This window comes from Halostagnicola kamekurae (genome assembly GCF_900116205.1).
Taxonomy (GTDB): domain Archaea; phylum Halobacteriota; class Halobacteria; order Halobacteriales; family Natrialbaceae; genus Halostagnicola; species Halostagnicola kamekurae.
In genome coordinates this window covers 1-12,524 of sequence record NZ_FOZS01000006.1, presented here as the reverse complement: position 1 = coordinate 12,524, position 12,524 = coordinate 1, and the positions used below count along the sequence as shown (strand labels likewise).

Here is a 12,524-nt window from a genome sequence, read left to right as displayed (position 1 = left end):
ATGACTAGCTGTCGTCAATTCAAATAAGGGTTCAAAGAATTCGATCGAGTCGGTCGGATTGCAAGTCATGAACGAGTGACTAACTATCGGATCTGCCACTAACTGATGAATCTCGTGGATAACCATCGCTTCGGGTCTCTCTCGAGGAGTCTTTCTACCTGACTGCTCGAGGGATGGACCTGCTAATTACAAACTTTCTTGATAAGAGGGTCTATTAGTTTTAGATAGATGGGGGACTCTACCGCAGAAGCCGACGTGTTCGCGCCTCTGGTAGAGTGGCTCGATGACCAGGGATACGAGTTTTTCATCCACGTCCCAGGCTCTCACCGATCGATCGACGGGTACGCTCGACTCTATGAACGGTATCCATCGCACTCTATCACGATCGGGCCGTACAAACCGGACGTCGTCGGGTTCACCCCTGCAAACCGGGTTTTTGCGATCGAAGTCAAAGGAACGGAGAATCTTCGAAAGGGGCTCGGACAGGCGCTCAGTTACCAGCGGGGCGTCGATCACGCCTACCTTGCCGCGGACAATTCCGTGCTGACGCGTGTCCAAGACATCGCCGTCAGCAAGGGAATCGGCACGCTTGGCGTAAATCCCCGGACGAGTTCGATCTCACAGGAGTTTCCATCGTCGGCCGAAATGAAGGACCTCCTCTACAACACGCGCCATCAACTCGAGAACATGCTCGTTACCGCCAATGAGCGCTCACGGCGACTCCCGAACTACGCAGATCCGCTCAATCAGTTGATGCCTGTCGTCGCGATTGCTAGTCACGATCAAACGACAGAGGAGGCGATTGGTGACCTCTGTGAGGATGAATCGTACCCGTATCGAAGCGCGTATAAACGGATGATCCGACTCGCGGAGTACCTTGGGATGATCCGCCTCAAGTCTGGCGAGTACCAACTAACGGAACAAGGAATGATGGGGGAGACCGTACTCCGGGGATACGATGTCGAGACGATCTCTGATCTGAAGGTACTGAAGGGCAGTGGGCAACTCTGGAAGAAACATCCTCCCATCGCAACGTACCTTCGCAATCGGTTCGCGTCCAATCCTGATTTCCGGACGCTTTTCGAGGTATTACTGCGTCACGGCGACGGTGGCATCTCGATTCAAGAACTGTGTGGGACCTTGATAGACAACTACCCAAGCACGTTCCTAAACCTCGTGTACACCGATCACGAGGACGACGAGGGGCCCACACTCATCGAACAAGGCCGTGGTCACGAGATCTACAACGACCCCGAGTACCTGAAGCGGATCGTCCACAGCCAGTTCATCTCGAATACCGCCAGCCAGTTCAAGAGCCTTGGCGTCCTTGAATCGGATTCGCCCGTCATTGAGCCAAAATCGGCGTTGAACCCGACGACTAACTACTGGTATCCTCGTGGGTTTCAATTGAAGTGATCTTGTTGAAACTCCATGGAAGATATTTCATTACTTGAAGAACCTTCTTAACGGCCTGTCCTACTTTCTGGTCCTACGCACTCATGGGCCACTGTTGGTCGAGATAGATATCATATAATAGGAAGATTGATCGGTTCAGAATGAAGTCATAGTGTAACAGATGGGACTTTCCGAAGAAGAGGTATTTCAGAAGGTCACTGAAGAATTAGAGACTCGAGGATACGAATTCTTTGTGCACTGTGATTATGATAGTATTCTCTCAAAATACAAATCGCATACAGAATCCATATCCGGGAGATATCCCGATATTCTTGGGTTAGCTCCCGACCGCTCAGTCATCGCGATCGAAGTAAAAGGAAGTAGAGATCTCCGAACTGGAAAAGGACAGGCGTACGACTACAAAGCAGGAGCAAACTATTCGTATCTCGCGGCTGGTGCGGATGCAGTTGAAGGATATCGTAAAACCGTTCGTGACGATGGCTTAGGCGTTATCACGGTCTCCGCTGATGGTGTTCGGGATTGGAAAGAGCCGTCTGCAATAACTAACAAATCACAACTTTCGGAGATACGAGACCGTCTCGCAGCTCGGATTCGAGGCGTCGAACCAATCTCGAAAATAACTGGATTAGATCTCGCCCACCCGGTTCACTTTCTCGCGCCGGCGATATTCTTGGAGAACATCGATAGCTATCAAAAAACGATGGGGTATAATGAATTTGCTACTGAGTTTGAACGAGAGTATTTTCTCAACGGGGATGCATCGAAAGCGGCGATCGACGGTGCCACAGTACTCGGACTTATCGATTCTGGATCGACGGTTACACTAACGGACAGGGGGCGAATCGGACTCGTAATTTTGAACAACTACAGCGTCGGTATGTTACCGGAGTTGATACGCTTGAAAGAAGAGACATCGAATAGTGGTACTCTGTACGACATCGCCCCTTTGCTCGCGGTGTGGCTACTTGATCAGTATCGAAAACACCCCGACTTTGAAGCGTTATATCGAACGATACGATCGTTCGATCCAGAGGAGCCAATACTGCTTACCGAACTCGTAGAACTCTTGATTCGAGACTATCCGAACACCTTTCTTCAGATGTTTTGTACTGATTCGACTGAGTCCCGTGACCAAGCACGAAAACTACTCTTGAAGGGAAACGTAGAACAAATCTACGAAGACGTTGACCTATTTCGTCAAATAATACGTCAAAATCTCGTCCAAAATTTCTCACGTCAACTCCAACATGTCGGACTCCTCTCTAAGCGGACATCGTCGACGACAGTACGTCTCGACGAGTATCACCCCGAAGAGTATCCTTGGCTCCGCCGATCAACAGTACGAAACGCTCGCCTATTCGACTAGTGAGTAGACGGAGAATCGAACAAATAGTTCCACCACTGTACGGGTGTCGACTCACTACTAGAGCGAATCGGCTCTTTTGAAGCTCTTTTTCAGATATATTTTAGCTTGAAACACACGCACACTACAGATGCGTGCTTACCGCTGGACATTCTACCAGTTCCAATATCTGTTCGCGCTGCCGTGCAAGATACAGGGCGCGAATCTAGCAAGGCTCCCCGCGATGAAATTGCTGTTATCTACAAGATACATAGAATACGCCATTAATTATAAGAATAATATATATTAAGGGAGTGTAATGAATGTCTGGACCCAATATTAGTATCAAAGAACTATATCCTACGAGTGTAAACGCGATTATCAATGCCTTCTTCCAAGTTTTATACTGGAGATATTTGCTGGTAAATAGCGGAAGTAACGTGTATACAGCTACGAATAAAATCCCGAACTGATGAAAAGCCAACTCAGGGTTCGCAATCAGGTTTGTATATTCATACGACACGATTACCCCTAAAACGGAATATATTATGTACGAAGAGAACACGAACCGCTGGCTCACAGTACGCTGCTGTTTTCTTCTCAGTATAATCGGAAGTAGAGTCAAGAGCAGGAAAAGAACACCATAGACCATCAACTGAGTGATCAGTATGTCCCGCAACCGAATCTGAGTGCCAGTGGGAAGCAGTCTAAGTAACAAAAAATAAGACGGAGGATCACAGGCGTATCCCAGTTCTTCATTGTTACAAGTAATTAGACTGAAATCTACACCTCTCACATATAGCAGCCCCATTGCCGAAATAAGGTAGTACCGAGGTCTGGGTGGCCACACACTCTTAAAATGACTCTCTCCTCCAAGCCATCCTCTAAGTAACCCGTACCAGAACCAAAATAGTGCCAGACTCGCCACTGTTTGAGAGCTAAAATATGCAAACGTACCCCAAAGAGCCAATACGCGATATAAACCGATCTCAGACTCTGGCGTGGATGGAATCAAATTCTCCACACCAAGAAATCCCAAACTCCCTGAAAATAGCGCGAATGATATGAGACCTACCGTTGCAAATTCCTGTGTACTATACTCATCTATACGGGTTAATCTTTGAATTGTATGTTCAAATCCGCGGATAGATTTCGCATCCTTGCCACGAAAAAGAGCAAAAAATATTATTCCAAATAATACTAGTTCGGGAATAACTGAGTACCGACCAATTGAGCCCAGTAGTACAGCACCCAGAGTCGTCATTCCCGCAAATAGTACACTTGAGCTCGGCGTTATCGACACCTCACTCCGAATTTTTGAAATCGAAAAATACCCAATTGATAGCGTGAAAAATAAGGCAACAGGAAGGACACTCGGATGGGATAATGGAATATCCGATGGGGAATTGAGGCCATAATACAATATAATAAAAAACCCTATTACCGTGCCGAAGATAGAGATAGGGATCCTTGCGACCCGCTTGCTGCCCGCAAATATCCTCGATATGAAATAGTAGAGGACAGAAATTACAAAAATATGCCCTATGATGGAGTTAACTATATTTGGTAGGAAATTAGTTTCCGTCAATACAGAAATAGGTAAGGTTGATTGACGGAAGATTGCCGTCAAGAACCCCTGTGCTACATCATTTGCTAATCTATACACTAATTCTATAGCTGCAGAAACAACAAGCCACAGCCTTGCTGTGACCCGCTTACGTAGTGACCTGACGTAACTAATTAACAACTCACTCACACGGGATCACTAAATTTAGATTCGATATCTCACATATTGCCTGCTGAAGTATCATGTTGGTTGCGGTAACGACAGAGACTATCCTTCTGCTCTGCTGACTATATGCTCTGTATTCAGCAGGTCGTTTCTGATATTTATCCGAAAGGTGGGTAGCTGCTCTGGTAACGCCTCCGCCTGTACTTACCGATCACTCTCAAATCTGTTAGCCGATGATGACCTCAACAGAGCCAGATGAATCGTCATGCACCACATCAGAGTTCTCTGGTCACGAAACGTGAGCAGTATCTGGCATCGTATCGACCGTGGACAGTTGTTGTCTTTGGAAGCAGCTTTCAAGTGAGTCTCTGCGTATGACCGCCGATGACCACTCGAGGAGAGACTAACAGCTACCGAACCCATGCTACCATCCCCGATCAGTTCGTAACTGGATCACTCTTGAAGAGGGGATCCTCTCTCGAGGCGGGTTCGATCGCCGTAGACAGGCCTACCCGTGGACACCACCTGTCTTTGGGTCTCCATCATCAGCGGTACGTGGCCCACTTTCACCAGGAATTGCAGTATCAGCGGGCAACACGAGGCGGCGTTCGATGTACTCGAGGCCGTTCTTTCGCTCCGTTCGTTTGCGAACAGCCAGCCGATTCTTCGAGAGATCCAGCACGGCATCAATCACCCTCGAGACCAGTTTCTTTGCGTACGTCTCGCTGATGCCGCTTTCCTGCCGTCGGATCCAGTGTTTCAGGTCGCTTGCTTTGACGTATTCGTCGACGTCTTTGCAGCCGGTATTCCAGGGATTATCACCGACGGTGTCGTCGACTCGAGCCTTCCAGAGTTTCGCTGCTAACCGCGTCGGAAGCGCGTTTGCAGCCGAGTGGCGCATCTCTTCATCCATTCGTGCCAACTGCTGGATCGGCAGGAGGTCGCCATAGGCGAGCGACACGTTCCCGCTGGGATCGAGCGGATCTGCGCTTTTGGGCACGCGGTAGTACGCGTTCCCGTCGTCTTTCATCAGTCGCTCGAGTCGGCCGTCGGCGACGTCGACGGTGTGGACATCGACCGTTTCCTCGAGTAGGTGTGCGCCCTTCTCGAGTTCGCGAGACTGGAGTTCTGACACGCGCTCTTTGTTTGCGGTGGCCTTCTTCAGTGCGGCTTCGGCCATGTTCTCGAGGCGGGTGGGTTCGGATTCGAAATCTGCAACACGCTCCTTGAGTGTGGCCGTCCGCTTTTCGAGCCGATTGCACTCTTGTTCGAGATCCGCGAGACGGTCGTCTTTGCGCTCGAGTTCGGCCTCGAGCGTGTCGATTCGGTTCTCGAGGGCCTCGAAGCGATCGCTGAAGTGGTCTGGGAGCTGTTCGGTCGTCGAATTGTTTGTGGACGTGGACATCGCTGTGGATGGGTGCGTAGGTGGACTGGTTAGCGAGCGCTACCGGGTGACAGCGGCCTTAGGTGGCGGCGACATTGCGGGACGGAGGAGACTGACCCAAAACGGGCAGCTAGCCCGCAGCGTCAGACCCAGCGGGAGGGTGGGTATCGTCCTCGAGACGCGAGTCGAGGACCGATCGCGTTAGAGTTGTGTCCGTCATTGGTTCTCACCGCGCTGCTCGAGCAGTTCGTCGCCGGTGTGACGGCGCTGTTCGGTCGCGAGCGATCTCGAGTAGTCGATGGAATTGAGCGTGAGCGCAAGCTCCGAGATCGGCTCTCGGCCGGTTTCGCGCCATTCTCCGTTGCGGATTTCGTGGGTGATACGCCAAGCTTCACCGCCGGTGTCCGGCACGATGGTGATCCGACGCCGGCGGTCGTCGATCGTCGTATACTCGAGCGTGAGTTCGAGAGGGTGTTCGGCTGTGGTGTCGTGTCCGCCGTCGGTTGCGATCCGCGGGTCGTCGTCGGCGTCGACGAGCAGGAGGCCCGCTCGAGCGTCGGTAACCTCGAGGTCGTAGACGCGGACGTCGTCGCCTTGTGTGAGCTCGAGTGCGTCGATGACGGCGTGGCCGACTGCGATGCGGGCTCCGGTAAAGCGCCTGCAGAGGGTGTACTCAGCGAGCGGGTCGGTGGTCTCGAGGCGAGGGACGAGCGCGACACCGTCGTCGTGGGTAATAGCATGGGCCGTGTCGGTCGGCCAGTCGCGGTCGCCGAGGGCGGCCGTCGAGATCGTCACCGTTCGATCAGTGCTGACGGTGTAGGTCCCGAGGTAGCCACTTCCCGTGGGGACGACATATTTCGAGGGCGTCTGGTTGGGGTGATCGCGGTCCATCAGCGTTCACCTCCCGTCAGCTCGAGGATGACCGCATCTTCGCCGGCGATGATGAACTCGTCGTGTTCGATGGCGCGGCCTTTAGGTCTCTCTGCGAAAAACCGTGTAAACGGACGAGTAGGGGGTGTACGATCTCTCGTCCGTTCACTCGCGGTGTGACGCGGGTGCGTTTTCTGCGTGTCGTCCGGGATGTCGCGCTGATTGTGGTGGACAGCCGATACTCCTAGCTCGTGAGCCCTACAGTTATGGGCTCGGAGGCTATCTTGTCGCATGGGTCGTTCAATTCCCGTAGAGGGAAGACCCGCCCCGACGTGCTGGTATCACGTCGGACCTTTCCGGCCCGAAAGGGCAGGTTACTACTCCTGTTATCACGTGGTCTACTAATAATTTACTGTGGAACTCACAGCAAAAGTATTGATAATAGGTGTATTTTTATATGAATACGTCTTCTATAACCACTCATCGATACTACTATGAGTTCCACAGTGCCACCAAGGAGCGTGGTCAGACAGCGAGCTGAGTGGATGCGTCCAGTCGACGAAAAAATACTCGAAACCATGCGGGACGAAGGGAATATGACTCCCAGTGCGCTCGAGCAACTGGATGTAACCGTCGCAAACTACGCAAGCAACCGCCTCTCGAAGATGGCTAACTATGGGCTCGTTGAGCGTGTCGCTCAGGGGCTTTACAGGATTACGGAAGAAGGAGCGGCATTCCTTGACGAAGAACTCGATGCAAACGAACTCGAGTCTGCCGAAGATTCTGAATAGGATCTCTGTTTGAGGTACGTACTCAGGAAGCAATTACCCTGTTAGTGAACACAGACTCTATATTTCGTACTGTCTTGTGATGATCTGACCAGCATTCCATGTGAAAGATTGGGTGTGCAATCACTATGGAGTCTCTACAGCGCGTTCCAATTATGCACACGGTGTGCTCAATCCTTCTCGCCACCATCTGCTCATCCTCAAACTCCTCATCTAGACAGTACCTGGGTACTCTAACTGCTGTGGATATACTGACTATGAGACTATGTCCGCGAAGCCTGTCTTCGAGGACATTTTCACTCGTGACTGGAGGCCAATTCCCTATTGATGGCTCGGTCTTTCATTTTCTGTAGGGATAAAACTGAGAATCGAGGACATGATATAGCGAACTTAGGAAAGAAATCGATCATCTAACCAAATCCCCGACGACTGGAAATTAAATGAGCTACTATTCTGAGTCCCAGGCCAGTTGTGTTTCTTGAATCAATTCGATAGAGAGAATGTCGTCATATGTGTTCAAGATTGCCTGCCGCTTCCGCTTTGCCGTTTTTTCACTACTTAAACGCTCAGTCTCGCTATATCGACCTCCTGAGCGAGTATAGGCAACTGTCCACCACTCCTTCGGTAACTCCGATGAATCGTTCTCTGAATTTACGGACATACGTATCGAATCAACTTCCTCACACCTAGCTTTTTCGGTGAGATATTCACTTAGGTATCTTGCCCGGTAACGATCGCACGTTCCGTATCTGAAACGGTTATTTCTCCAAGAGCGGAGGGTGATTTCCTATACTTGATATAGTGATACCAGAAGCTACTGACGTCAGGAGACTCTTTGTTGAGTTCTCGACGTCGCTCATTGATTTCTCGGATTTTATCCTCAATCTCTACATCTGAGACTTCCTCATTAGGAAAATCAAGTTGAAGTAGAAGTCGAGTTTCATCACACAAGTCCTTGTATTCGTTCGCTGCCGCTCGCAACTCTCGTTGTTTATCAGTAAGTTGAAAGGAGCTGCGGAGAGCAGTTAGAACGGAAATCAGGACCGCAAAACCAATCATACTCGTATTTGGAATCCCATCCCAAATTAGTCCATAGGTGAGAATTCCACCAAGAGTCGCAGTTATAAGAGAGACACCTTGGCTCACATGGCGGTGAAAGTTAGCTGCTTTAAACAATTGATTGTAAGTATACCAAAGACTCACGATCTCCTCAATAGCTTTGTCTTCTAGCAGAGATCGTCGATTCTTAGATTTATTCGATGTCACCATCGACGACCTCCTCATAGTGTTCTTGGGAATGTGTTTCGTTGTTCTCTTTTCTTTCTCTAGCTCTTCGAAGTTTCTCTCTCGCTTTCTTCGCGTTAGAGATCGCTTCTTCACGATCCTCATTTCGAAGGCCGTCGTCGATTTTTTGGTCCGTTGCAGGATCGTAGGTCCCGCTCGATAGTCGCTCAGGAAGTTGCTCAAAGAAGTCGTCTACGAGCCTATCTATCGGCTCATCTTGGTAAGAACGAGTTCGCATGAAATCATACACCATGACTTCCATATGATACGATGAAATCTGCGTTCCAGTTTGCACATTGTACTTTTTTGCGAGTCGTGCGAGCTTTGCGACGTTTCCATTCCGATTTTCGTTGACTGCTTCGAACTGTTGTTTATACCGGCGTGGATTTGTTTGGACCCATCCAGCACCTTCACGATACGTGTTCGGAATAACGTAATCATCACCTCGCTCAAATGCCGGAGCAACCTCAACTGTGAAATCGTTGAACTGGATCGCCACTACATTCCGATCAACGGAAATACTTGCACCCTTGAACCGAGGGTCGTTCTGAAGAATCCGCTTCACCCGCCGTAGACTGTTTCGAGGACCGTGTTCGGGATCTTGAACCCAATCTCCGTGTTCCTCCTCGTCCAACACGAACATGACATCAGTGTCTGAATCCTCGTCAAGAGGGCCAACTAAGGTGCCTCGAGTAAACGAACCGAAGATATGTTGCTCTTTGATTCCGAGTTCATCTTCGAGAGCATCACGCACTTCTTCCCGACGATCAGCGACTTTCTTGCCTTCTCGCTCAGAAACCTTTGACTGGTCTGCCTCTTCTTCACATACATCTTCTGCTGCTCGCTCCGCTTCATTTCGGCTTTCGGGCAGTTCTTGTTGTTCTTCAGGAAGGCCACCCTCCTTGCTGTCCTCTTTACCAGCTGCCGCATCGTCTTGTGATGTTATTTTAGTTCCCATGAATTGAACCCTCTGCGGTGTTTGTGACAAAACTCTCTAGACGCGACTGACCCCCTTCAAGCTCTTTTTCAATTTCTCGAGACCAATCTCGATAGTTGCGCTGTACCTGCTGCATACTCAGTGAGTCGTTCCGAAGACCCGATTTCCGCCGCCACCGCTCTCCAGCAGCAGCAGTAACTTCGGGAGGCATACGTCGAAGATACGATGATGCTTGGACTCCGATAAGTAGCATCGCTCTTGGCTGTGCTTCACCGACGATCTGCCGAACATCCTGAATTAAGTCCTCGCCATGATTACCATACAAGAAATATTGCGCACAATAGTAACCGATTCGATCAAAATCTAGACCCTCAAAGCATCGATAACACTCTTTCCGCTCTCGAGGAAGCACACCTTTGACTAACGGTATGATCTCTGTGGAGAGGTTTTTGATAGCTCTGGAGATTTCCTTCAGATCTCGGAGATATCGAGTTATTATTTCGCGTCGCTCTTTCTTGCTATCTGTTCGATAGACTGGACGATCACAAGGAATGTGAAAATCTGGCTTGAAATCAATGATTAGCTGAATTTCTTTCTGTGGATACCATTCCTCGAGTACCTCGTCATGAACAGTTGTCGTTACAGCGACAAGCATGTTTCCGAAAACGGACTCCGCTGTTTCCCCCTTTGCGGCTAACCGGCGTGCGTCCTCAATACTAATCATCACGACGCCCTCAAGGAGCATCGAGAACTCAAAATGAGATTGCGTCGCTTGGACGCGGGGAATTTCAAGACCTGGCCGTTCCGGTAGTTCAGTACCTTGAACTAACCCTGTTTGATACATCTGTTCTTTTCCTGACCGCGATTCGCCGCCATCCGTATTGTTTTGCTTGTCGGATTTGGCTTCCTTCGCGGTTATCTCATGGACATTTTCCATTGTTTGATATCTGATATCCTATTTCGCCTTATTACCAGAAACTAAGCCCACCACAACAAGCGGTTGGAAGGGGGTTTGCTTCTGTGCAGGAGTCGTGTGTTCCGGGCCAATGGAACACATTACTTTGCCCCATCATTGGTGTGATATCTATCCTTTCTCGGACTTGGATATATCTACAACCTAAACACCCAAAAGACCATCTAGCGGATTAGACTAGCCTATTTTCCGTAATCATGGGAACCGCTATTCGTATCTAGTAAATACCGTTAGTAGTGGAATTTATGTTGTGTGATGACTGATTCTTCACAAAAGCATTTATTGAATATCAATTGATACCTAGTAGGTGATGGGTGACGAAGTACACTATATTCCAGTGGGGTTTGATTTTGAGAGGTTGGTGCAACCCCTCCATTACGATGATTTCGATCCAGATAGGATAGTTCTCTTATATTCAGAACAAGAATCCAATCGGAAAAAGGAAGCAGAGTTAGCTGAGAATATTGCTAGTCAACTTAAAAGCGCAGTTGAAAGCGTGCTTGGTACTACAGTAGAAACTGAAATAATATCTGATATATTTAATTACAAAAGTTTGTATGAATATGCGTATAAGACGCTCACTTCCGAACTCGACGAAGGAAACACGGTCTTCGTCAATATCTCTTCGATGCCGAGAACGGTAGCATTTGCATATGCTACGGCGGCTAATACCCATGTCGTAGAACGGCCGCAAATGAGAGGTAAAATCCACACATATTATTCATCGCCTGAAGATTATCTGATGATAAATGCTATAGAGGAATTAGAGTCTGTAGCTGACTTTTTGAAAGAAAAAGATTTTAGTCAAAATATCAAGCCAGGTGCAGAAGAGCATTTAGAGAGCATTTCAAGCTTATTAGATGACTTAGAGAAGGGGACTACAAGTGGAACAAGACAACTTCCGAATGAAAAGTACCATGTGGAGTTCATAGCTCCTCCTGTAACCGGGATCACCGAATCAGAGGAGGAGGCACTTCAGGTGCTACAGTATATGGAGGAAGCAGAGTCGATATCAGAACTGGCGCGTCAGCATGCAGAATGGAGGGGGATAGAGTGCGACAATTCTCATAAGAATAAGGTGAGATATTGGATAGAGAACCTCATAGAAAAAGGATTAGTTGTGAAAAAGGAGGAAGGGAAGAGACATCGAATCAAGTTCTCTCGTATTGGGGAGATGTGGGCTGCAACTAACGACCAACGATCTAACTCGGAATTCCTATAGAATTATAAGCGATACTTGAGCAATCCTCTGTAATGATGAACCTACGTGAGAGACACCATTTCCTTCAGCTTCTTTATGATAACAGAGTTTACTCTCTTATAGTGTTCTCACTTGGTATCGGTATTGGATGGAACGCACGATTGTATCTCGAAAATCCTGTTTTCAACTTTTTCTCTCTTTTAAGGTCGTGTTTAGTTAAGGCTGAAGAATGAGAGGAGGTAATTTTCAGCTGGTCTATGGCGAAAATCGCTCGCCTCAGTGGTTGTAGCGACTGGATCGAATTAGACTTTGTGGAGCGAGAGCGGACACCGCGTCGGCTGATGAAGCTCGGTATTCGACTCCATCTTGGCGGATTATCGCTTTCGAATACCATCTCAGAACTTGAGAATTTCGGTGTCAACCGGTCACGGAAAGCCGTTCACGACTGGGTGCAGAAGGCAAATCTACAGCCCGCTAGCAACGCAAGTCCGGATCACGTTGCGCTCGACGAGACGGTGATCCGAATCAATGGCCAGCAGTTCTGGCTGTACGCCGCTGTCGATCCCGAGACGAACGAATTTCTGCATTTACGGCTGT

9 protein-coding genes and 1 pseudogene are annotated in these 12,524 nt (G+C 49.0%); 5 read left to right on the top strand and 5 right to left on the bottom strand.

The genetic code is table 11. The annotated features are described in order from the left end of the window. Positions 1-228 precede the first annotated feature (228 nt). Both BM348_RS18840 and BM348_RS20855 read left to right on the top strand, forming a co-directional pair. On the top strand, positions 229-1,416 hold the full coding sequence (locus tag BM348_RS18840) for a hypothetical protein (RefSeq protein ID WP_092907419.1): 1,188 nt from the start codon (positions 229-231) through the stop codon (positions 1,414-1,416). A gap of 160 nt (positions 1,417-1,576) precedes the next feature. After that, the gene (locus BM348_RS20855) at positions 1,577-2,782 is read left to right on the top strand and encodes a hypothetical protein (RefSeq protein ID WP_139231245.1); all 1,206 of its coding nucleotides are present in this window, start codon (positions 1,577-1,579) and stop codon (positions 2,780-2,782) included. Between the two features lie 2,216 nt (positions 2,783-4,998). Here the strand turns inward: BM348_RS20855 and BM348_RS18825 are convergent. Both BM348_RS18825 and BM348_RS21550 read right to left on the bottom strand, forming a co-directional pair. Beyond that, positions 4,999-5,895 carry a hypothetical protein gene (locus BM348_RS18825; RefSeq protein WP_092907413.1) on the bottom strand — a complete coding sequence of 299 codons (897 nt, stop codon included), beginning with the start codon at positions 5,893-5,895 and terminating at the stop codon, positions 4,999-5,001. Positions 5,896-6,090: 195 nt separating this feature from the next. Beyond that, a complete protein-coding gene (locus tag BM348_RS21550) occupies positions 6,091-6,765 on the bottom strand; it encodes a hypothetical protein (RefSeq protein ID WP_175507259.1) in 675 nt (224 codons plus the stop codon). A 524-nt stretch (positions 6,766-7,289) separates the two neighbouring features. Between BM348_RS21550 and BM348_RS18810 the strand changes: the two genes are divergently transcribed. Next, positions 7,290-7,535 (top strand): PhiH1 repressor, encoded by a 246-nt coding sequence (locus BM348_RS18810; protein ID WP_092907491.1) that lies wholly within the window; start codon positions 7,290-7,292, stop codon positions 7,533-7,535. A 708-nt stretch (positions 7,536-8,243) separates the two neighbouring features. Here BM348_RS18810 and BM348_RS20850 read toward each other — a convergent pair. The 3 genes from BM348_RS20850 to BM348_RS18790 are packed head-to-tail and all read right to left on the bottom strand — an operon-like array spanning position 8,244 to position 10,690. After that, positions 8,244-8,801, bottom strand: coding sequence for a hypothetical protein (locus BM348_RS20850; protein ID WP_139231244.1), 558 nt, complete (start codon positions 8,799-8,801; stop codon positions 8,244-8,246). Then, positions 8,785-9,774 carry a CBASS oligonucleotide cyclase gene (locus BM348_RS18800; protein ID WP_139231243.1) on the bottom strand — a complete coding sequence of 330 codons (990 nt, stop codon included), beginning with the start codon at positions 9,772-9,774 and terminating at the stop codon, positions 8,785-8,787. Before BM348_RS18800 ends, BM348_RS20850 begins: the two co-directional genes overlap by 17 nt. After that, positions 9,764-10,690 carry a hypothetical protein gene (locus BM348_RS18790; protein WP_092907403.1) on the bottom strand — a complete coding sequence of 309 codons (927 nt, stop codon included), beginning with the start codon at positions 10,688-10,690 and terminating at the stop codon, positions 9,764-9,766. The genes BM348_RS18800 and BM348_RS18790 overlap by 11 nt, the downstream gene beginning before the upstream one ends. Positions 10,691-11,036: 346 nt before the next feature. Here BM348_RS18790 and BM348_RS18785 point away from each other — a divergent pair, with 346 nt between their 5' ends. Beyond that, positions 11,037-11,948: an HFX_2341 family transcriptional regulator domain-containing protein gene (locus tag BM348_RS18785; RefSeq protein ID WP_139231242.1), complete on the top strand. Its 912-nt coding sequence runs from the start codon at positions 11,037-11,039 to the stop codon at positions 11,946-11,948. Between the two features lie 236 nt (positions 11,949-12,184). Next, positions 12,185-12,524, top strand: a pseudogene (locus BM348_RS18780) (DDE-type integrase/transposase/recombinase); the annotation flags it as partial.